The sequence below is a fragment of the Clostridium sp. LIBA-8841 genome, from assembly GCF_057782475.1.
Map to the genome: position 1 here is coordinate 2,598,238 of NZ_CM173488.1, position 22,535 is coordinate 2,620,772.

The window sequence follows — 22,535 nt, forward strand, 5'->3', positions numbered from 1 at the left end:
CATATGAAAACTTTGTCAATATTTTAACATTATTTATTAACTATATCCTTTGATGAAAACTTTGTTTTAAAATCTTTAAAACTGTTAAACAATCTATATAGAATTGGATTTCTTTCATTCATTTCACTTTCAAAGCTATTTTTAGCTAAAGTAATTATAGGGCCTAGAAGATTCATTGTATCTTCATATCCTTGTTGAGCTCTTAATCTCTTTGCATCTATATCTAAGTTTAAAGTTCCACTTATCATACTATCATCTAAACTCTTAGGAATAATCTCTATTATTTGAGCATTTGGATAGAGACTTCTGTCAACTTCTCCTTCTTTAGATAGATGTACTACAATAATTAAATCACAACCTTCCCCATAAACAGGCTGTATAGGTGTATTATCCACCATTCCCCCATCTAAGTATTTTTTTCCCTCAACTTCTGAACTATCATATATTAAAGGTAATGAAGCAGATGCCATTATTATTTCTCTTCCTACTTCTTCATCATAATCGTTAATTCTAAAATATTTAACCTTACAATCTGGTAATTCTGTACACGCTGCATAACATATTTTTCCTGATTCCTTAACCTTGTTTATATCTATAAATTTATTTACAACTTCGTAAGCTCCATCCTTAGGGAAATCACCATTTTCTAATTTATCTGACATGTGCTTTTTTACAAAATTAAGACTCTTTACTCCTAAGGCTAAAGCTACTCCCTTTTTTAATAAGTCAATTTTAGTCATAGGAACTAACTTCTCCATGGTAACTTCATCCCATAAAGCTTGAGCATTATCCATGTCTCCTTGGGCAAATAAAGCTGCATTAAACGCTCCTATAGAAGTCCCAGAAATAACTTTTATATATTTATCTAAGTTCATTTCAACTAGGGCTCTCCAAACGCCTAATTCATATGCACCTTTTCCTCCTCCGCCTGATAATACTAATCCAACTTTCATAATATTTCCTCCATTCATTATTAAATGAATCGTTTCATATCCATAAAGATATTCATTATACTATTTTACTATATTATATAAAAAATTGATAATAAAATCATTATATAAAAAAATAGACTATATGAATTCATCATATAGTCTATTTTATATAACCTTTATATTACAAACTTAAGTAGGAATATTAATCCTAAAATCACAGTGGTTAAACTTATTTCTTTTCTCTTTCCTGAAAATAATTTTAATACTATGTATGATATAACACCAAATACTATACCATCTGATATTGAATAAGCAAATGGCATTATGATTATTGTTAAAAATGCTGGTATAGATTCTGTATAATCATGAAAATCTATCTCTTTTATTGGCTCTATCATAAATAATCCAACTAATATTAATGCTGATGCTGTAACTGCTGGAGTTATAACTGTAAATAAAGGCGCAAAGAATAATGCTAAGAAGAACATAAACGCTGTTGAAACAGCTGTTAAACCAGTTCTTCCTCCTTCTGCTACTCCTGAAGCACTCTCTACGAAAGTACTAACTGTACTTGTTCCTAAACAAGCTCCTATTGTTGTTCCTATAGCATCTGCAAATAATGCTTTCTTCATGTTTGGAACCTTTCCATCCTTATCTACCATTTTAGCCTTTGTAGCAACACCTACTAAAGTTCCTATTGTATCAAACATATCCATAAATAATAATGTAAATAATGCTATTACCATATCCATTGAAAATATATTATGGAAATCAAATTTGAAGAAAGTAGGCTCAAGTGATGGTGGCATACTAACAATATTACTTGGTATCGGAGTTATTCCCATAGGTATTCCTATAATAGCTGTAACTACCATACCAATAAATAAAGCTCCTTTAACATTCTTAGCTATTAAAACACTTGTTATTAATAATCCTATTATTGCTAAAAGTCCTGGTCCTGAAACTATGTTTCCTAATGAAACTATTGTTCCGCCTTCTGTATGTACTACTACTCCAGCTCCCTCTAATCCTATTAAAGCAATGAATAATCCTATACCAACTGATATTGCATTCTTTATACCTGTTGGTATTGAATCTACTATGGCTTCACGTACATTAAATATAGTTAAAAGTATAAATATTATTCCTTCTAATAAAACTGCTGTTAAAGCAAATTCAAATGAATATCCCATCTGAATAACTATTGTATAAGCAAAGAAAGCATTTAAGCCCATTCCTGGAGCCTGTGCAAATGGTAACTTAGCATAAAGTCCCATTATTAAAGTTGCTATTATTGCTGATAAGGCAGTTGCCGTAAACACAGCCCCTTGATCCATTCCTGCCGCTGATAATATTGATGGATTTACTATAAGTATATAAGCCATTGTCATAAAAGTAGTTAATCCAGCAATAAATTCCGTTTTTACATCAGTATTATTTTCCCTAAGCTTGAAGAATTTTTCCATAATCTCACTCTTTCTTTCATTTGTTTTTTCTAAAGCACCTTTAATATATTATCAGATTTTTTATATTTATCAATACTTTTACGAATATTTTTGTCGAAAAAGTGATATTAATAAGTTATTTTGTCCTTTTTTCTAATCAAATACGTATATTAAACTCATTTTATTTTTGAATAATACGTATAAAAACATATTATTCAATCATAAAATTATTCAATAAATACTTTTAAGTTTAATATACGAACTTTTTATCATTCTATCTCTTACTTAATTCAACTAATACACATCCTTCAATAGCTTCTATGTTATTTTTCTTACAAAATTTTAAAATCTCTTCACTTTCAGCTCCTGGTTGAATTAAAACCTTATTTATTGATAAATCTTTAACTTCTTTAAGAAACTCTATTCCTTTAATAGGATTTATACATAAATCTATAACTTCAATATCATAGGGAACTTCTGATAAACTTTTATATATGCTATCTCCTCCCCTTGAATTAACTCCAACCACATTATATCCATTTTCTTTAAGTTTATTTAAAATCCTATATGCATACTTTTTTTCATTTCCAACATCACCAATAACACACCAATTTTTAAACTCTAAAAAATTCTTAGCTAACATAAAAATTCCTCCATTCAAATTATTCTTAAATATATTATGGCTCATTATTTTAATAATATAAAGATTGTAATTAAATTAATATAAATTCACATATTGTGTTTTTTATAGATTTTAAAAAAAGAAAAAAGACCTCATATCTATGAATATGCTAAAAATCATATTCATAGATAAGGTCTTAAATTTTATATTATCTCTTATCCTTTTGATATGGCTCTCCAGCAGCCTTAGGTGCTTGAGATGACTTAGAGAATACTATTAATGCTATTAAAGTAACAACATAAGGGAATACCTTAAGTATTACTGGAGGTATAGTTGAAAGTGATGGTACTATTTGCGATACGTTAGCTATAGTTGTTGCGAATCCAAAGAATAAAGTTGCTCCTAATATTCCCCATGGTTTCCATTGACCAAAGATTAAAGCGGCTAATGCTAAGAATCCTAAGCCAGCAACACTTCCTGTAAACTCTCCTCCATAAGTCACAAGAATTACAGCTCCACCAAGAGATGAGAATGCTCCTGATATCATAACTCCTATATATCTCATTTTATAAACATTTATTCCTGCAGCATCTGCGGCTTGAGGATGTTCACCACAAGCTCTAAGTCTTAATCCAAAACTTGTTTTATATAGAAGGAATGTACTTATTACAAGTATTAAAATTACTAACCATGTAGTTGCATAAGTTTTTGTAAAGAATAAATCCCCTATTATAGGTATTGAAGATAAAACCGGAATATCCTGTTGTATAAAACCTTGAATTATTCTGATATTACCACTACCTGTCATATTTCTAGCTAAGAATACTGTTAATGCTCCAGCTATCATATTTATAGCTGTACCACTTATTACCTGGTTAGCATTTAAATTTATGCTTGCGAAGGCATGAAGTAAAGAGAATAGTACTCCAACTAACATTGCAACCCCTAAACCAATCCATAAAGGAAGTGAGCTTCCTGGCATAGCTTCTTGAAGTTTTGAAACTGTAAAGGCTCCAGTAAAAGATCCTACAATCATAAGACCATCAAGTCCTATATTTACTACACCACTTCTCTCAGAAAATAAAGCACCTAATGCGGTTATTAAAAGAGGTATAGTAAAGGCTATAGCATACGGAAATATTTGTTGAATTGTTTCCCACATTACTTGCTCACCATCCTTTCCTTAGTTGTTTCCTGATTGGTATTTTTATTCAATTTATCTTTCTTTCTTTTTTGGAATTTATTAAATACTCTCTCCATTATTACACTTGTAGCTGCAAAGTAGATTATTGTAGCCATTATAGTGTCTGCTATTTCTGGAGGTATGCTTGTCATAGCATTCATAAATCCTTTTCCTGTGTATAAAATACCAAAGAATAAAGCTGAGAATAAAACTCCTATTGGGTTACTTGCACCAAGTAAGGCAACAGCTATTCCATCAAATCCCTGTGTTGGCATAACCCCTATTTGTATGCTTGTAGCATTTCCTGTGTATTGAACAACACCTGCAAGTCCTGCTAAAGCCCCAGCTATCATCATTGATAATACTATGTTTCTATTTACTGAAATACCAGCATATTCTGCAGCATCTCTATTAAATCCAACAGCCTTTAATTCATATCCTAAAACTGTTTTATTTAGTATGAACCAAATAGCAAATACAGAAACAAGAGCGATTAATATACCCATGTTTATAAATGATCCTTGGAAGAAATCTGTAAGAGCTTGTACTCTTAAAGTAGCTGCAGCTGGAAGCTGTGCAGATTCAGTCTCTAAGAATTCTCCCTTAAAGTACATAGGAACCATATAATAAACTATCCAATATGCTATCCAGTTCATCATGATTGTTGAAACAACCTCATGAACATTGAACTTAGCTTTTAAAGCACCTGGAATGAATGCCCAAAGAGCACCTCCAAGTATTCCTGCAAGAATCATTAAAGGAAGTAATATTGGAGCTGGTAATTTTACAGTTAAACCTACTGCTGTAGCAAAAAATCCTCCCATAAGCATTTGTCCTGGAGCACCAATATTAAATAGTCCAGTTTTAAAAGCAAATGCTAATGATAGTCCAGTTAGTATAAGAGGTGTAGCTGTAGCTAAAGTGTTTCCTATTCTTTCTATATTCATAAGACCGCCTTGGAATAAGAAAGAATAACCTTCTATTGGATTATGACCCATAATAGCCATTAAAACAGCCCCAGCAATAAGTCCTAAAACAATAGCCATTAAAGATATAATAAACTGTTTAAACTTCATGCTTTTGTCCTCCTTTTATACCAGCCATCATAAGACCTACTTCATTTTCATTAGTTTCATCTGCATTTACAACACCTATAAGTTCACCATTATTTATTATTGCAATTCTATCTGAAACATTTAATATTTCATCTAATTCAAGAGATATTAAAAGTACTGCTTTTCCACTATCTCTTTGTTCTACAAGTCTCTTATGAATGTATTCTATAGACCCTACATCAAGTCCTCTAGTAGGCTGTGCCGCTATTAAAAGTTCAGGATTCAACTCTATTTCACGTCCTATAATTGCCTTCTGTTGATTTCCTCCTGATAAAGATCTAGCAATAGAATCTGCTCCTTCTCCAGATCTTACATCAAACTCATTTATTATTTTTTCTGCATATTTTTTTATTTCTTTTCTGTTTAATAGTCCTTTGCTTGAGAATGGTTTCTTATTATAAACCTCTAGAACCATATTATCTTCAATTGTATAATCTAGAACTAATCCTCTCTTATGTCTATCTTCTGGAATGTGTGCAATACCTGAGTTAATCCTATTTCTTATAGATTCTCCAGTTATATCCCCATTTTTAAAGTTTATAGTTCCACTTTCACTCTTTCTTAACCCTGTAATAGCTTCGATAAGTTCACTTTGACCGTTACCTTCAACTCCAGCTATCCCTACTATTTCTCCTGCTCTAACGTCAATAGAAAAATCTTTTAATCCTAATACTTTTTTATTATTTTTAACTGAAAGATTTTTTATATCTAATACTACTTCACCAGGATTAGCTGGCTTTTTATCTACCTTAAATGAAACTTCTCTTCCCACCATCATCTTAGCCATTTCAGCTTCACTAGTAGTTTTAACATCTACAGTACCAATATATCTTCCTCTTCTTATAACTGTACATCTATCTGCAGCCGCTTTTATTTCCTTAAGCTTATGAGTTATGATTATTATTGATTTACCTTCATTTATAAGATTCTTCATTATCTTTATAAGTTCATCTATTTCCTGTGGAGTTAAGACTGCTGTAGGCTCATCTAATATAAGAACATCTGCATCTCTATAAAGCATTTTTAATATTTCAACTCTTTGTTGCATACCAACAGATATATCCTCTATCTTTGCATAAGGGTCAACATTTAGTCCGTATTGCTTTGATAGTTCTTCTATTCTCTTAGCTGCCTTATTTAAGTCCATTCCTAATCCAAATAGAATTTTAGGCTCACATCCTAAAACTATATTTTGAGTTACTGTAAAGTTTTCAACTAGTTTAAAATGCTGGTGAACCATACCTATTCCTAAATCATTAGCAACGTTAGGATTTGTAATCTTAACTTCTTTTCCTCTAACTTTTATACTTCCTTTATCAGGTTGATTCATTCCGAAAAGAACTCCCATTAAAGTAGATTTACCTGCTCCATTTTCTCCAAGCAAAGCATGTATCTCTCCTTTTCTTAGTTGCAAAGTTATGTTATCATTTGCTACTATACCAGGAAACTCTTTACGGATATTAAGCATCTCTACTACATATTCCATAAGTTATCCTCCTTAATACTAAAAACTCTATACTTTTAATAATTAATATTACCCTATCTCTCAATTCCCCAATTAATATTTTTTATTATTACTTTTCATATAAATAAAAGGAGAGGGAAGCCCCATCTCCTTAATAAAAACTTCCTTGAATTTTTAAATTACTTTATTAAGTCTCCTTGCTCATTAGAAACCTTTATTTCACCATTCTTTAACTGTTCAAATATTTTATTTACTTCAGTCATTGTTTCTTCACTTAAGTTTGGATTCTTATCTGGTAAACCTACACCATTATTTGATGCATCATATGTTATAGTTTGTCCACCTGGGAACTCACCATTTAATTCTTTCTTTATCATGTCGTATGAAGCGTGGTCAATTCTCTTAACAGCTGAAGTAAGTATTACTGATTTATCTCCTTCATATATACCATCTTCATATTGGTCAACGTCAACACCGATTATCCAAGCTTCATTTCCTGAAGCAACTCTATTCTTAGCTTCTTGTATAGCTCCTACACCAACTCCACCAGCAGAACAGAATATAGCTTTAACTCCGCCATCATACATTTGAGCAGCTATTTGACCACCAGCAGCGGCATCATCAAATGTTCCTTGATATATAACATTTTTTGCTTGAAGTGACATCTTAGTTCCTAATTTTTCATTAGCATAAGCTACCCCTTGTTGGAATCCCCAGTTAAACTTTTGTACTGGTGGGATTTCCATACCACCTATGAATCCTAACTCTCCTTCTTTAAGTTCAAGCGCTGTAGCAACACCTGCCATAAATCCAGCTTGCTCCTCTGCGAAGAATATAGATACTGTATTTTCTCCAACTTCTGGTTTTGCATCTTTTTCGCCTGAATGAGGTGCACCATCTAATAATACGAATTTAGCATCTTGATATTTTGATTGTCCTTTATATATAGCTGTTTCAAATTTAAATCCTGGAGTTACTACGAACTTAAATCCTGCATCATAAAGATTTCCTATTTCTTTTAAGTAATCAGCCTCTGTTGTACCACTTGGTTTTAAGTACTTATTTTCTATTCCTAAATCAGCCTTAGCCTTTTCAATTCCTTCCCAAGTTCCTTGGTTGAATGATTTATCATCTATAGTACCAGCATCTGTAACCATTCCAACCTTCATTTTGTCCCCCTTAGAACCAGCATCACCTGATGCTTGTCCATCATTAGAGCTACCACATCCCGCAAGTAAAGTAGCTGTTGTAAGTACTGCTAACACAGCCGAAAGAAATTTCTTTTTCATTTAATAATCCTCCTTAATACCTATAAAAAATTCTTATTTAAAAGCTTACATATTAACTTGGAAGTTAAGTTAATAATCAAAATGTAATAAGCTAATATTCATAAGCTATTTTAAATTCAATGTTCGAATTTACAAGACTATATTAAACTGTGAAAGCGATGTCCTTCTATGATGTTTTTTTTATTTTAATATTTTGTTTTCACTTTATAATAATTAGACATATTTTCTTATTTTATCCAACTTACATTTTATGTATTTTATCCTTTTTTATCGATTTATGTATTTTTTTACCTTTATATCTTTTTGTTTATTAATATTTTATATACAACTTCTTTTTAATTTATTAATAATTATAAAATTACATAAGAAAGCGCTTTCACATCTTTTCTATTTTTTTATAGTTTCACAGTTAGTTAACTTTAATCTATATACTAATGTATACTTTCAATTACTAATGTTTATTCTTAGTAATTATCACCTTATTTAATTTATTAATTTAACAAAAAACTCTTCTTTAAATAAAAGACTCTGCTTTAAATACTGTTGATTTTTAGCTAAGTCTAAAGAGCTAGCTAAAAATCAACATCCACTTAAAAGAGAACAAAAAAAGATCATAGTAAAAATTACTATGATCTAAATAATAAATTAACATCTATTAATAAAACTCATTATATCTCCAGTTTTTTTAGTTCCTAAGCCTATAAACAAATTTTGCAAATCTGCATGATGATATCCCTCTAATTCTAAAAACTGTCCATTTCCTTTTAATTTGTTTACTTTTTCTACAAATCTTTTAGAATTTTCAATGCTAACTATACAATCTTTAGAACCATGCACACATAATACTGGTATTTTAGGAGAATACTCTGTTACCAAATTTATTGGGTTAACCTCAAAAATCTGTTCTTTATTGTGCAAATATCTTTTTATGTAGTGTTCATATTCTTTGGAATTGCATTGACTAAAATCTAATGTACCTCCTAAGGTTACGAATGAAGATATAATATTATTATCTATATTATATTTTTCTTTCATTTCCTCATTGTAAACTAGATTGGCAGCCAATTCAGCTCCTGAAGAGTATGCCATAACAACTACTCTATTTGGTTTGCTATTTTCTATATAATGTTTAAAGGCTGAAAATATGTTCTCTACTTGAACTGGGTACTTATGCTCTGGAGCTAATTCATAAGAAGGAATTACTACACTAAATCCATATTTATAAAAAAACTTTCCTATAGCAGCGCATCCTTTAGGACTTCCTTCCCAAGGACCATAACTATTTACAAAAAATATAGTTGGCTTTCTTTTATCATATCCTTTATATACTCTGTAATAGTCTTTATTGTTATCTCCATACCTAAATTCCTTATATTCTATATTTCTATCTTTTAAAAAATTATAGTTAAAAAATTTAAAAAATAATTTTCTTCTTAGTTTTTTCTCTTCTTTCTCATTCTCATACATTTATATTCTCCTTAAATTTGAAAATTCCATCTAAACTCTCTCTTACAAATATACCTATAATTATTAACAATTTCAACACTTTATTTAATATTTATTAATATTTAACCAATTATTTTATATTGACTCTAAAAACATATAAGAAAAAAGGTATTTATTTCAAATAAATACCTTAAAAAAACTATTCAGCTATTTTTTCATATACTATGGCTACAAGACCTGGTCCAGTATTCATTCCAAATATTGGTCCTAAATGTCCGAAATTTAAGCTTTCCATATTTTCATAATTTTCTTCTTTTAAAACATTCATATAATTTAAGGCTTCCTCTTCAGCTCCACCTTCTAAAACCCATACATTACACTTATATTTTGATAATACTTCTTCTAAATAAGAAGTCATTTTCTTAAGAGCCTTTTTCTTTCCCCTAACCTTAGAGTGAGTGTATAAAACTCCCTCCTTATTTACAGATGCTATAGGCTTTATTTGAAGTATGCTTCCTAAAGAGCTTTCCATTTTTCCTATTCTTCCACCCTTTTGAAGATATTCTAGGGTATCAATAGTAAAATATCCGTGCATCCTTTCTCTTATCTTAGGTATTTCCTCTACTATTTTATCGAAACTTTTTCCATCCCTTATCATATTTGATATCTTTAAGACAAGTTGCCCCTCTATAACTGTAAGAGCCTTACTATCATAAACAAAAGTCTCTAGTCCTTCAAAATCCTCACATAGAAGTCTTAAAGAATTAAATGTTCCTGATAATCCACTAGATATTGTAACTATTATGGCATGAGTATATCCTTTACTTACTAAATTATTTAATAAATCAGTTACTTCACTTAAATCTGGTAAAGAACTTGTAGGAATCTCCTCATGTAATCTATTATATATTTCTCTGGAACTTATCTCTAAAACATCCTTAAACTCTTTATTTCCATATCTAATTATAAATGGTGTCAAAAATATATTATTTTCTTTTAGCTCAGTTAAAGATAAATCTCCACCGGTATCAGTTATTAAAGCAATTTTCTCCATATATCAAATTTCCCTTCTTATCTATATACTATAAAATTTAACTATATTTTATAAAACAATAGATAGCTTTTAATAGGTACTATGGATAAATTTATTAAGACTTTAATATTATTTATACTTTATTAATAATATACTTTCTTTCAAAGCTAATAATATTTCTATATAACTCATGCCTCTCACCCTTTTTATTTTATTCTTTCATAAATTAATACGAAGCTTAAAGTTTATTTCTTACAAAATTCAATAAAAAAAGAGAAGATTATCTCTTCTCTTTCTATCTTATAAAAGGATTATAAAATCTACTTCCATTATTAAATGTACACCATAATGATAATGCAAATATTAATATAACAACAATAATAGCTATATAATCTCCCTTAGAAAATTTTCTTGTATTGTACCAAGTTCTTTTTTTCTTCTTTCCAAAGGCTCTAAGTTCCATAGCCGTACTTATATTTTCTATTCTATCTAAACTTGAAAAAATAAGTGGCATCAAAATTGAAGACATATTTTTTATTCTTTTACCAAGTTTCTCTTTCTTAGACATATCTATTCCTCTAGCTTGCTGAGCAAATGATATATCATGATATTCTCTTTGAATATCTGGTATATATCTTAAAGCTATTGATACTGAATATGCGATTTTATAACTAACACCTATTTTATTTAAAGATGCAGCAAACTCACTTGGATTAGTTGCAAGTATAAATAAAAGTGCCATAGGTATAACTGATAAATATTTTAATGTTACATTAAACTCATAAAATAATTGTTCCCATGTTAAAGTATATGGGCCAGCTATATGGAATATATCATGTCTTGTTCCATATATATGGACACCTTCATAAGGTGAAAATACAAAAATAGCTAAATCATTTAAAAGTAAAAAGAATAGTATAAAGTAAACTATAAAAGCAACCTCTTTAAACTGTATTTTTGATACTTTAAATATAATTAAACTAAATATAAGCATACCTATTAATATTCTAGTATCATATGTAAGCATAGCGGCTAAAGTCCAAAGTGCAAAACAAATAAGCTTAGTTGCACCTGTAAGTTTATCAATAGGTGAGTCCTTTTTTATGTACGTAAGCATTGCATCCACTAATTTCTTACCTCCCTATCAAAGTCAATAAATTTACAAACAAAATCCTTAGGATTTTCTAATTTAAATTTTAAGGCTAAATCATATAGTGATGTTTCTTTTAAGCTAGCCTTTTCTATGACTTCTTTATCTGTAAGTATTTCTGCTGACGTTGTATCAGCTATTTTTTCTCCATTAGAAATTACAATAGCTTTATCTGTGTACTCAAGCATTAAGTGCATGTCATGAGTTATTAAAATTATTGTAACCCCTTTTTTATTAAGTTTTAGGAGGAACTCCATTATCTCATTATAATGTCTATAGTCTTGTCCTGCTGTTGGTTCATCAAGTATTATAACCTTAGGATCTAAAACTAGTATTGAAGCTATAGTAACTCTTTTTTTCTGTCCAAAACTTAAGGCAGAAATTGGCCAATTTCTATATGGATATAATCCACATATCTTTAAAGTTTCAATTACTCTTTCCTTAACTTCCTCTTCACTTATTCCTCTAACTCTTAACCCTAGTGCAACCTCATCAAAAATCATTGTTTTAGAAATCATTTGATTTGGATTTTGAAGAACAACACCAATTTCTTCTCCTCTTTCTTTAATAGTTTTTCCATCTAAGCTTTTTCCTTCAAAGACTATATCTCCCTTTGATTGTTTAAAGAAACCACATATAAGCTTAGATATAGTTGATTTCCCTGCACCATTTTTACCAACTACACTTATTATTTCTCCTCTATTAACCTTAAAATTAATATCTTTTAATATATCTCTTTTCTTATCATAAGAAAAATGTACATTTCTAAATTCTAATAATGTATCATTTTCCTTGCTCTTATCATTAGCTTTTAAACCTTTGTACCACTCTTTTAATTTTTCTCCGCCATCATCAAGCTTCAATTTATTTATATGTTCAAGATTCATTTCTGAAGTTAATTCATACCCACTATATTTAAGAGCTGTTATGTATAGAGGTTCTCTTATTCCACACTCTTTTAATTTGTTAGAAGCCAAAATTTCATTAGGAGTTGTATCAGCAATAATTTCGCCTTCATTCATAAGTATTATTCTATCTACATCACAACTTAAAACTTCTTCTAATCTATGCTCTATTATTATAACTGTCTTATTTTCTTCTTTTTGTATTTTATCTATAAGTTCTATGGAAGCTTTACCTGCTGCTGGATCTAGACTAGCTAAAGGTTCATCAAAAAGAAGTATGTCCACATCATCAACAATAGTTCCTGCTAAAGTAACTCTCTGTTTTTGTCCGCCTGAAAGACTATATGGAGCTACCTCTAATCTATTTTCTATATCAACTATCTTTGATACATCATTAACTTTTTTCTTCATTTCTTCCTGAGATATGCAGTTATTCTCTAATTTAAATGCTATATCCTCAGCTACTGTTAATCCTATAAACTGACTATCTGGATCTTGAAGAACTGTTCCAACCATCTTAGATATTTCAAAAACACTTAAATCTCTAGTCTCTTTTCCCATTATTTTAAGACTTCCTGAAATCTCAACATCACTTGAAAATGGTATTAATCCATTTATACAGTTAGCTAATGTACTTTTTCCTGATCCTGAAGGACCAGCAATAAGAACTTTTTCTCCTTCATATATAGTTAAATTTATATTATTTAAAGTTGGTTTTGATTGAACTGTATAATGAGCAGTAAAATCTTTAAACTCTATTATTGCTTTTCTTTCCATATCAATCTCCTTTATAAATAGTCCTTTAAAATAAGCTCATATTTTAAAATAGTACCTAATTAAATGGAACTCATAAAAAAGGTTGTCTGAAAATATATTTCCGACAACCCTATGCATTTCTAATATTCTTTTATTAAGCTACCTTTTTGTATTCTTGTTTTAGCATAATTAGATATTAAAATAGTTCCTAAAACTCCAACAGTAACCATATTAGAAATTCCACCTATTGCCCCTTGTAGATAAACCTTATTTGCCGGTTCTGAATAAATTAATATATCTAAAGTTGGTGCCACTAAAAACCAAGCTACTGCATTTGCAGTTATTTGTATTAAATTAAATATAACTATTTGTTTTAACTTAAATACTCCTTGATTAATTTTTATAAATCTAGCTCCTAAACCAATTATTAAACCTACTATACCCGAAGCAAAAACCCAACTTATCCAAGGTGATCCAAAAAATACTATATCCTTTAAAGCATGTCCTATGAATCCTATTAAAAAACCTGCTAAAGGACCATATAATAATGCCATTAATGCTAAAAACGCATATGCAGTTTCTATATTTGTATTAGGAATTCCCGTAGGTAAAGAACCAAATCTACCTAATATCATAAAAACCGCTGAGCCAATCCCAATAGCTACGATTGTTTTAATTGATAGTTTGTTTTTTCTCATTGTTCATCTCCATTTTAGAAAAATCTATCTTTAGATATTAAAAATTTTTGATTAAACTTTATTTAATCATTCTATTATAAACATAATTTCACATAGTTAACTATAAAGATTCTTAAAGTAATTGTCAACAACCTTAATTTCTACTTCTAAATATTAACAGTTTATTAATTGCCTTATTATGTAATAATATGTTAAATTCTATATATATTTTAAAAATTAGGGAGGACTTTATGAAAAAATTATCATTACTATTACTTAGTCTAACTTTGACAACCAGTTTATTTATAGGTTGTGGTTCTAATAATACTGAGAAAAAAGATGCTAATAATTCCACTACATCACAAGAAAACTCAGAATCTCCAAGTGAGACACCAGCCGAGCCTATTGCAAAAGATATTTCTATAGAAGAATCTAAAAAACTTATAAATGATGGAGAAGTTACTTTAATATTAGATGTTAGAAACGAAGATGAATTCACAGAGGGTCATTTAAAAAATTCTATTCAAATACCAGTTGATGAGCTAAAAGAGAGTTTAGGCGATATAGAAAAATTTAAAGACGAATTAGTTTTAGTTTACTGTAAAAGCGGAAATAGAAGTGCTGATGCTATGGATATATTAAAAGAAAATGGTTTTACTAATCTTGTTCACATGAAGGATGGAATATCTAAATGGGATGGAGATGTTGTAAAATAATCTTTCAAATAATAAAGTGAAATACTTTTTGTAGTATTTCACTTTATTATTTTTCATCACTTCTTCTTTTTATAACTTCATTAATATTTCTTTTTAGCTCATAGCTTCTAGCATCTTTTCTTAATTCCTTTAATTCATCGTAATCTAGCTCTTGAAATATCCTATTCATTCTCCAGAAAAAATCTAACTTCTTTTGTTCTAATAAATAATTTATATTATTTATCTTTCTTAACTTTTCTACATTTTTTCTTTCCTCAATTTTTAATTCATTTTCAGTATATTTTTTTATAAATCTCAAAATACTTTCATGATAATCTCTATAAGCTACACTTTTCTCACATATATTTAGTATATTTAAAGTTCGTTTCATAACTTTCTCCTTTTAATCATTGCTTTACATAATTACAAACTCTTCTATATTTAATTATATTACTCATAACTTTAATTGTTACTTTTATTTTTAATAAAAAAGACTACACATGTTTATTCTGTGCAGTCTTTCTTTTATTATTTATTGAACTTTAATTTTATTTTAAATAACTTCTTCATCATATAGCACCATAATAGAATGTGATTTTATTTTAGGAATTTCATAATCCTTAACCCGTTCTATGATTTCTTCATTTACAACCCCATTCTTAGCTATGATATTCCAGAAACCATTATCTGATTTTGGTATCGATGAATTAACATTATAATCATCAATGGTTGTTCCATTATATATAACAACTATATTTTTCCAACTATCTCCATTAGCATTATTTTTAAAGTGAGCTATTATAACACCACTTGTATCATTTCCTTCATAAAAATAAACATCTAGATTTTTTCTTACCTCTTCAGGTTCCTTCATTCTAAAAGCACTATGCCCTTTCCTTAAACTTATTAAGTTTTTGTAATAATCAAAAACCTCAATATATTTTTCTTTATCTTCCCAATTTAAAGCATTTATTTTATCTGAACTCTTATAACTATTATGATCTCCATCCTTTGTTCTTAAAAACTCTGCTCCTGCTTGAATAAAAGGTATTCCCTGAGAAGTAAAAATTATACCAGCTCCAAGCAAATCTTCTTTAACATAAAAATTATCTAATAAATTTTCCGTATATAAATCTCTATAATGTCCTTTTTCTACACTATAGTTTTGACTTTTAACTATTTGATCCCATAATGTGTAGTTATCATGAGCTTCTAAATAATTTACGCTTTCCATAGGCTTATAAGTAATAGAATTTATAGAACCTTTTATTCCTTCTATTACTTGCCATGCTTTATTCTTGTTGTGTTGTTCTCCATTTATGAAACCATTTGACGGATCATTATTACCTCTTAAGGCATTTCTAAACTCATCATTAAATATAGAAAATCCTAATCCCTTTTGACTTCCTCTATATGTACCATTAATTAAAGGTGAATTCCCACCTTTCCAAGGTTCTCCATAAATAAGTATTTTATCATCAACCTCTTTACTTCTTTTTACTATTTCTTTCATAGTATCTAAATCTATGAGTTCCATTAAGTCAAATCTTAAACCATCTATATGATAATTCTTAATCCAGTGAAGTATTGAATCCACAATAAACTTTCTAACCATTGGTTTTTCAGAAGCCATCTCATTTCCGCATCCTGATCCATTGGTATATTTTCCCCAATTATCACTTCTAAAATAATAACCTGGCACAATATTATCCATATTTTTAGTTTCGTACATATGATTATATACCATATCTAATACAACTCTTATTCCATTATCATGAAGCTTTTTAACCATCTCTCTAAATTCTCTTATTCTCACTGAAGGAGTATATGGATCTGTTGAATAACTTCCTTCTATTGCATTAAAATTCTTAGGATCGTATCCCCAATTTCTATTATTTTCATCATCAATTATTTCTTCATTAACAGAAGCAAAATCAAAAACTGGAAGCATATGAACATGAGTTATGCCTAACTCTTTTAAATGATCTAAACCAGTTTTAACTCTCACTCCACTTTCTCTATTAGTATATGAGGTTCCTTCTTGCACAACTCCCAAAAATTTCCCTCTAAACTTTTCAGAAACTCCAGAATTTTTATTTATGGTAAAATCTCTAACATGCATTTCATATAATATGGAATCTTCTTTATTAATTAATTTAGGCTTATTATACTTATTCCATCCCTCTGGTACACATTCCTTATTAGTTAAATCAATTAAAACTCCTTTTTCTCCATTTACACCTACAGCTACTGCGTATGGATCCACAGCATAAGTCTTTTTACTTATATGCTCACCACTAATACTTAGATCATTAAAGTATAACTTATATAAATAATACTTTCCTTCATTTTCTTTCCTAGGGATTTCTATTAAGTGAGTACCATTTTCCTTTTCTCTATTCATTTCATATCTTCTTAAGGGCTCATGATTTAAATCTTTATAACTTTCATATATTAGCACCTCAACTCTTTTAGCTGTTGGAGCCCATAACCTTAAATTTAAATTCTCCTCACTAAACCTTATTCCCAAATCATTTCCTCCATAATAAAAATCATCTAAATAATCTCTTATGGTTACTTTACAACTTGAAAACATACTTGAAGCTCTTATTTCTAAAAGATCTGAAGGTTGTATATCACTAGGTAGATTAGTTATTAAAAGTTCCTTTTCATTTTCTCTCACTATGGTTGATATTCCCTTAGCTTTTATTCCATTTATATATAAACCATATTTTATTCCTATTAAAGGTTTGTGAGAAAGATATGCTTTTATTGTATTTCTATGATCCATTAAAGCTAACTTTATTTTAGGTGTTGTTTCTTCTATAGCATCTTTTAGAGAAGTTAATATACTATTATTTTCATATATGCAAAATAAATTACTTTCTTCTTTGTTTAAGTCAAAAGTATATGTTTGTTCATCCCAGTCATTAACCCAACCATATCCCCATGTTCTTTTTCTTATTATAAACTTTTCTTTATCTACAAAAGTACCTACACCTAAATCCGTTTTTATATTTAAATTAAGTTCTAAACCTGAACTATTTTCTCCAAATGTCCAAAGGTTCCAACTAAAGTTTCCTCCATAATATAAACCATCATCTTTTATAAACTGGACAAAAGTTCCTCTTTCTCCACACTCTACAACCTCTATTTCCTTATATGCAGTCATATCACTTGAAGTATCATAAGCTTTTATTAAAACTTTAGTACCACTTTTAATATCTCCATTAACCTTTAAATATCCATTCTCTAATTTTATCCCTTCTGGATTATTTTCTAATGACAATATTGCATCTTCAATGGTTATATTTCCATAAAACGAATTTTTAACTGCTATTAATTCAATTGGATATTCCTTTGATACAAAATCTCTAGAGCTTTTTATTTCCAATGATTCTTTAAAAGGACACCAATAAAAAGAAAAATCCTTTTGTTTATCATTCCAATTATTTATATTTATTTCTTTACCATCTAAAGTTATTATTATATATCCATATTTGTATTCGCCTTTTTTTAAGCCATGAGGAAAAGTTATATCCCTCATCATTTTTACTCTTCCATCATTAGTATCTAAACCCCAATTTAATTTAAAATCATCATTTTTCTCCCAGCAATTAAAATCTCCCACTAAATAAGCCTCAATAGCTCCTTTGCAACTTAAGGCTACTCTTAATGTATTAGTTAAAGGACTAATCTCTATGTAATATTCATTATCATTATAATAAATAAGTTTTTTCTTTACAGAATCAAACATTTTTTAATGCTCCTCTATATAATTTTTATGTATTAAAAGCTACTATTTATCCTAAAACAAAATAATATTATGTCCATAGATTATAGTAGCTTTTTATAGAATTTATTTTAATTTTAAAACTAAAGTTCCTAATGGTGGTACTTTAACCTTTATTGAATAATCAAAATCCTTAAATGTCTCTTCCTTAGCTTTTATGATAACATTTCCCATAATATTGCCTGCACCACCAAATTCTAAAGCATCTGAATTTAAAACTTCCATATATTCTCCTAATTCAGGTACTCCTACTTTAAAATCATAATAAACCTCTGGAGTAAAGTTGCATATAAATATTAATTTTTCATTTTTATTTTTTCCATTTCTTATGAATGAAAGTACACTTTGTTCTGAATTATCAGCATCAATCCACTTAAAGCCCTTTTCTTCATAATCAAGTTCCCATAAAGACTTATTTTCTAAATAAAAATGATTTAAATTTTTAAAGTATTCTTGAGTTTTTCTGTGTATATCAAATTCTTCAATAACATTCCATTGAAGCCCTTCCCATTCTCTCCATTCAACAAACTGTCCAAATTCACATCCCATAAACATTAATTTCTTACCTGGATGTCCAATCATAAAAGAAGAATACAACCTTAACCCTGCATACTTTTTCCAATTATCTCCCCACATTTTATTTATAAGAGACTTTTTTCCATGAACAACTTCATCATGAGATATTGGTAATATAAACTTTTCTGAATAATTGTACACCATAGAAAAATTCATCTTATTGTGATGATATTTTCTATATATAGGATCAAGTTCTATATAACTTAAAGTATCATTCATCCATCCCATATTCCACTTGTAGTTAAAACCTAATCCACCATCCTCAATAGGTTTAGTTATTCCTTCCCATGAAGTTGATTCCTCAGCTATTGTAATAGCTCCTTTTCCTTCTGATTTTATTATTGTATTTAATTCCTTTAAGAATGATATAGCTTCAAGATTTCCATTTCCACCATAAATATTTTCTTCCCATTCGCCATATTCTCTTCCATAATCTAAATAAAGCATATTTGAAACTGCATCTACTCTTAAACCATCTATATGGAATTCATTTATCCAGTACATAGCATTTGAAAATAAAAATGATTTAACCTCAGGTCTTCCTAAATCAAAGTTACAAGTTCCCCATCCTTCATTATTTGCCTTCCACCAAGCTTGATATTCATAAGTTGGCGAACCATCAAACATAAACAATCCATGTTCATCCTTACAAAAGTGACTAGGTACCCAATCTAGTAGAACCCCTATATTATTTTTATGTAGTGTATTTATAAGTATTTTTAAACCATTTAAATCACCATACCTACTTGTTACTGAATAATACCCAACACCTTGATAGCCCCATGAAGCATCTAAAGGATGTTCATTTATTGGCATAAACTCAACATGAGTATATCCCATTTCCTTTATATAACCTGGCAAGACTTCACTTATTTCTTCATAGGTCATAAATTCTTCATCTTTTGTTTTCCAAGAACCTAAATGAAGTTCATATATATTCATAGGTTTATTATCTAGATTTTCTTTTTCTCTTTTATTAAGCCATCTCTTATCTCCCCATCTGAAATTCTTTATTTTAGTTAATACGGAAGCTGTATCTGGTCTTAATTCTGATTTAAAAGCATATGGATCTGCTTTATAAACTGTATTGTTTTCACACTCATTAACCACTGCAAATTTATATTTAATTCCTTCTTCTAATTTAGGTATAAATAAACTCCATATGCCCCTATCATTTACCTTTTTCATGGAATACTCTTCTTTAATTTCCCAATTAGAAAAATCACCTACAATATATATCCTACTTGCTCTAGGAGCCCATGTAGTAAATCTTACACCTTTTCTTCTATTTTCTGTGACAAAATGTGCTCCCATAAAGTTATAGGCAGAATGTTCTTTCCCATTTAAGAACAAATCTAAATCCATTAAAATATCCTTATTCTTGTCATTTCTACTTTTTTTATCTTCTTTCTCTTTTTTCTCGGTAACGTTACCATTATTCTTTACCTCAAGTTTTTTACAATTTTTCTTTTTCTCTTTAACCACCATAGTAATCCCCTCATCCTAAAAGATATTGTAATTTCTTATAAATATAATATTTTATCTCTATTGTACCATTTTATACATTAAATTACAATTAATCATATTATTCCTTAAAATTCTATTCTCTCCTTAAAACTAATTCTCTATCTTTAATATCAAACTTTCCATCCTTACTAAATGCAACCTTACTTTGTAATATGCCTATAATATCAACTAATACTATTCCTAAAATATTTTGACGTATTAATAGATTATATTTATCTTCTTCTATTTCTTTAATTTCATAATAATTGTTAATATCTGACACTTCTGCATTTACTTGTGTTTTTATATTCCCTTTATCATCATATATAAGATTTAAATATGACTTTTCTTTGTGAGAAATGTCTAAAAGATATTTTTCTTGTTCACTAAAAAAAATTTCTATTTTATAATTAGGTAAGTACTTTATACTAGCTTTATTTCTATTACTTATTTCCCACTGATTAGTTAGTTCTCTTAGTTCTCCATTATAATAATCGTATAATAGTAAAATAGCTATTCCACCTGATCCCGGAAACCTCCCTTTAACCAATATGCTATCTCTTCCATCTCCTAAAAAATCTCCTAAAAACAATTGCATGAAATATCCACCATAAGGTATTTTTTTTACTATACTTCCCACATTCCCCTCTAAATAAACATTTAATTCCAATTCATCTGCAAATTGATCTCTTTCTACTGGATATCTTCCCTTAAGTATAACTCTATCCTTTGAAAATCTGCTTTTTATATTACCCGTTTTCTCATCCAAAATAGCCATAAAAAAACCTCCGATTAAAAATTACCCATATAATATATTCATACTCTTAAGCATCTGTTAATTCTAAAAATTAATATGAATAAATTTATAAAATTACTTACTCCATATAAATTTACAAAATTTTAACTCAATATACACTTTATATACACTTTTGAATAATATTTTCCTATTAATCTTATATTGACATTTACATACTTATAGGAGGAAATATGGATTTTAATAGAATTATAAATTTATCCACAGACATCGGAACCTTAATGCTTAAAAATGGAGCTGAAACCTATAGAGTTGAGGAAACCATGAGTAGAATTTGCTTAGCTTATGGAATAAATAAGGTTGATGTATTTGTAATACCTACAAATATAATAATAACTATAAAAATTAATGATGATGCTATTTCAAGAACTAAAAGAGTTACAAGTAGGACTATTAACTTGGATAAAATCTCAAAACTTAATAACCTTTCAAGAGATATAGCTTTTAATAATGTATCTATTGAGGATGCCGAAATCGCTTTAAATAAAATAGATTCTGAAAAGGAATATTCTCTTAAAGTAAAAATACTAGGCTTTTTACTTACAGCCTCTTCATTTACTTTACTCTTTGGAGGAAATATGAAGGATGCCATAGCTTCAGGCTTTATTGGAATAGTACTATGTATTCTTTCATACTTTTTAAATATTTTAAGGACAAATAATTTTTTCATAAATATATTGTCAGGTGCTTTAGCCTCATTATTGGCTTTTTTCTCCATAAAATTAAACCTAGCTAATAACTTAAACGAAATAATAATAGGTTCATTAATGCCTTTAGTACCTGGTCTTGCCATAACTAATTCCCTTCGTGACATAATAGCTGGTGATTTAGTTGCTGGAAGTGCTAAGTTTATTGAAGCATTCTTAATTGCTGTTGGTATAGCCATTGGAAGTTCAGGGATTTTATCTATATTAATAAACCAGTATGGAAGTATATCTCTATGAATTTACTCTTAGACTCATTTTATGCATTCCTTAGTGCATCAGGCTTTGGCATAATATTTAATATAAAATTTACATGACTCTGTTTTAAACTAGTGTTGATTTTTATATGGAACTGTAAGACCATCTTAATGAGCAATTAGAGTTTTGAAACAATCTAAAAAGTTCTAAATTATAAATATAATTTAATTA

At 28.8% G+C, this 22,535-nt stretch carries 18 protein-coding genes; 2 read left to right on the forward strand and 16 right to left on the reverse strand.

Annotated elements, in window-relative coordinates:
• Positions 1–29: 29 nt before the first annotated feature.
• The 12 genes from AC2A4K_RS11210 to AC2A4K_RS11265 form a co-directional block, all read right to left on the reverse strand.
• Positions 30–953: a patatin-like phospholipase family protein gene (locus tag AC2A4K_RS11210; protein WP_322502577.1), complete on the reverse strand. Its 924-nt coding sequence runs from the start codon at positions 951–953 to the stop codon at positions 30–32.
• A gap of 155 nt (positions 954–1,108) precedes the next feature.
• A complete protein-coding gene (locus AC2A4K_RS11215; protein ID WP_322502578.1) occupies positions 1,109–2,398 on the reverse strand; it encodes an NCS2 family permease in 1,290 nt (429 codons plus the stop codon).
• A 253-nt stretch (positions 2,399–2,651) separates the two neighbouring features.
• A complete protein-coding gene (locus AC2A4K_RS11220; protein WP_322502579.1) occupies positions 2,652–3,020 on the reverse strand; it encodes a CoA-binding protein in 369 nt (122 codons plus the stop codon).
• Positions 3,021–3,207: 187 nt separating this feature from the next.
• Entirely contained in the window at positions 3,208–4,161 is a 954-nt protein-coding gene (locus tag AC2A4K_RS11225; protein WP_322502580.1) for an ABC transporter permease, read from the reverse strand.
• The gene (locus tag AC2A4K_RS11230) at positions 4,161–5,258 is read right to left on the reverse strand and encodes an ABC transporter permease (RefSeq protein WP_322502581.1); all 1,098 of its coding nucleotides are present in this window, start codon (positions 5,256–5,258) and stop codon (positions 4,161–4,163) included. The genes AC2A4K_RS11225 and AC2A4K_RS11230 overlap by 1 nt, the downstream gene beginning before the upstream one ends.
• Positions 5,248–6,783: an ABC transporter ATP-binding protein gene (locus tag AC2A4K_RS11235; protein ID WP_322502582.1), complete on the reverse strand. Its 1,536-nt coding sequence runs from the start codon at positions 6,781–6,783 to the stop codon at positions 5,248–5,250. Before AC2A4K_RS11235 ends, AC2A4K_RS11230 begins: the two co-directional genes overlap by 11 nt.
• 158 nt (positions 6,784–6,941) lie before the next feature.
• Complete coding sequence (locus tag AC2A4K_RS11240; protein ID WP_322502583.1) at positions 6,942–8,051, reverse strand: BMP family lipoprotein; 1,110 nt, start codon at positions 8,049–8,051, stop codon at positions 6,942–6,944.
• Between the two features lie 645 nt (positions 8,052–8,696).
• Complete coding sequence (locus AC2A4K_RS11245; RefSeq protein ID WP_322502584.1) at positions 8,697–9,518, reverse strand: alpha/beta hydrolase; 822 nt, start codon at positions 9,516–9,518, stop codon at positions 8,697–8,699.
• 178 nt (positions 9,519–9,696) lie between these two features.
• Complete coding sequence (locus AC2A4K_RS11250; protein WP_322502585.1) at positions 9,697–10,551, reverse strand: DegV family protein; 855 nt, start codon at positions 10,549–10,551, stop codon at positions 9,697–9,699.
• Between the two features lie 274 nt (positions 10,552–10,825).
• The gene (locus tag AC2A4K_RS11255) at positions 10,826–11,656 is read right to left on the reverse strand and encodes an energy-coupling factor transporter transmembrane component T family protein (RefSeq protein WP_322502586.1); all 831 of its coding nucleotides are present in this window, start codon (positions 11,654–11,656) and stop codon (positions 10,826–10,828) included.
• The gene (locus AC2A4K_RS11260) at positions 11,656–13,362 is read right to left on the reverse strand and encodes an ABC transporter ATP-binding protein (RefSeq protein WP_322502587.1); all 1,707 of its coding nucleotides are present in this window, start codon (positions 13,360–13,362) and stop codon (positions 11,656–11,658) included. Before AC2A4K_RS11260 ends, AC2A4K_RS11255 begins: the two co-directional genes overlap by 1 nt.
• A 119-nt stretch (positions 13,363–13,481) precedes the next feature.
• A complete protein-coding gene (locus AC2A4K_RS11265; protein WP_322502588.1) occupies positions 13,482–14,039 on the reverse strand; it encodes an ECF-type riboflavin transporter substrate-binding protein in 558 nt (185 codons plus the stop codon).
• Positions 14,040–14,269: 230 nt separating this feature from the next.
• Here AC2A4K_RS11265 and AC2A4K_RS11270 point away from each other — a divergent pair, with 230 nt between their 5' ends.
• Positions 14,270–14,734 carry a rhodanese-like domain-containing protein gene (locus tag AC2A4K_RS11270; RefSeq protein WP_322502589.1) on the forward strand — a complete coding sequence of 155 codons (465 nt, stop codon included), beginning with the start codon at positions 14,270–14,272 and terminating at the stop codon, positions 14,732–14,734.
• 46 nt (positions 14,735–14,780) lie between these two features.
• On the opposite strand, the gene AC2A4K_RS11275 is transcribed toward AC2A4K_RS11270, so the two are convergent.
• From AC2A4K_RS11275 to AC2A4K_RS11290, 4 genes are all read right to left on the reverse strand, one after another.
• On the reverse strand, positions 14,781–15,104 hold the full coding sequence (locus tag AC2A4K_RS11275) for a hypothetical protein (protein WP_322502590.1): 324 nt from the start codon (positions 15,102–15,104) through the stop codon (positions 14,781–14,783).
• Between the two features lie 162 nt (positions 15,105–15,266).
• Entirely contained in the window at positions 15,267–18,470 is a 3,204-nt protein-coding gene (gene pulA / locus AC2A4K_RS11280; protein ID WP_322502591.1) for a type I pullulanase, read from the reverse strand.
• A 102-nt stretch (positions 18,471–18,572) separates the two neighbouring features.
• On the reverse strand, positions 18,573–20,570 hold the full coding sequence (gene glgB / locus AC2A4K_RS11285; protein ID WP_322502592.1) for a 1,4-alpha-glucan branching protein GlgB: 1,998 nt from the start codon (positions 20,568–20,570) through the stop codon (positions 18,573–18,575).
• A gap of 112 nt (positions 20,571–20,682) precedes the next feature.
• Positions 20,683–21,366 (reverse strand): hypothetical protein, encoded by a 684-nt coding sequence (locus AC2A4K_RS11290; protein ID WP_322502593.1) that lies wholly within the window; start codon positions 21,364–21,366, stop codon positions 20,683–20,685.
• A gap of 209 nt (positions 21,367–21,575) precedes the next feature.
• On the opposite strand from AC2A4K_RS11290, the gene AC2A4K_RS11295 reads away from it, so the two are divergent.
• The gene (locus AC2A4K_RS11295; protein ID WP_322502594.1) at positions 21,576–22,346 is read left to right on the forward strand and encodes a threonine/serine exporter family protein; all 771 of its coding nucleotides are present in this window, start codon (positions 21,576–21,578) and stop codon (positions 22,344–22,346) included.
• Positions 22,347–22,535: the final 189 nt, after the last annotated feature.

Bases quoted from the DNA above. Each gene is read 5' to 3' on its own strand.
- AC2A4K_RS11210 (WP_322502577.1), bottom strand. From the start codon at position 953: ATGAAAGTTGGATTAGTATTATCAGGCGGAGGAGGAAAAGGTGCATAT.
- AC2A4K_RS11215 (WP_322502578.1), bottom strand. From the start codon at position 2,398: ATGGAAAAATTCTTCAAGCTTAGGGAAAATAATACTGATGTAAAAACG.
- AC2A4K_RS11220 (WP_322502579.1), bottom strand. From the start codon at position 3,020: ATGTTAGCTAAGAATTTTTTAGAGTTTAAAAATTGGTGTGTTATTGGT.
- AC2A4K_RS11225 (WP_322502580.1), bottom strand. From the start codon at position 4,161: ATGTGGGAAACAATTCAACAAATATTTCCGTATGCTATAGCCTTTACT.
- AC2A4K_RS11230 (WP_322502581.1), bottom strand. From the start codon at position 5,258: ATGAAGTTTAAACAGTTTATTATATCTTTAATGGCTATTGTTTTAGGA.
- AC2A4K_RS11235 (WP_322502582.1), bottom strand. From the start codon at position 6,783: ATGGAATATGTAGTAGAGATGCTTAATATCCGTAAAGAGTTTCCTGGT.
- AC2A4K_RS11240 (WP_322502583.1), bottom strand. From the start codon at position 8,051: ATGAAAAAGAAATTTCTTTCGGCTGTGTTAGCAGTACTTACAACAGCT.
- AC2A4K_RS11245 (WP_322502584.1), bottom strand. From the start codon at position 9,518: ATGTATGAGAATGAGAAAGAAGAGAAAAAACTAAGAAGAAAATTATTT.
- AC2A4K_RS11250 (WP_322502585.1), bottom strand. From the start codon at position 10,551: ATGGAGAAAATTGCTTTAATAACTGATACCGGTGGAGATTTATCTTTA.
- AC2A4K_RS11260 (WP_322502587.1), bottom strand. From the start codon at position 13,362: ATGGAAAGAAAAGCAATAATAGAGTTTAAAGATTTTACTGCTCATTAT.
- AC2A4K_RS11265 (WP_322502588.1), bottom strand. From the start codon at position 14,039: ATGAGAAAAAACAAACTATCAATTAAAACAATCGTAGCTATTGGGATT.
- AC2A4K_RS11270 (WP_322502589.1), top strand. From the start codon at position 14,270: ATGAAAAAATTATCATTACTATTACTTAGTCTAACTTTGACAACCAGT.
- AC2A4K_RS11275 (WP_322502590.1), bottom strand. From the start codon at position 15,104: ATGAAACGAACTTTAAATATACTAAATATATGTGAGAAAAGTGTAGCT.
- pulA (WP_322502591.1), bottom strand. From the start codon at position 18,470: ATGTTTGATTCTGTAAAGAAAAAACTTATTTATTATAATGATAATGAA.
- glgB (WP_322502592.1), bottom strand. From the start codon at position 20,570: ATGGTGGTTAAAGAGAAAAAGAAAAATTGTAAAAAACTTGAGGTAAAG.
- AC2A4K_RS11290 (WP_322502593.1), bottom strand. From the start codon at position 21,366: ATGGCTATTTTGGATGAGAAAACGGGTAATATAAAAAGCAGATTTTCA.
- AC2A4K_RS11295 (WP_322502594.1), top strand. From the start codon at position 21,576: ATGGATTTTAATAGAATTATAAATTTATCCACAGACATCGGAACCTTA.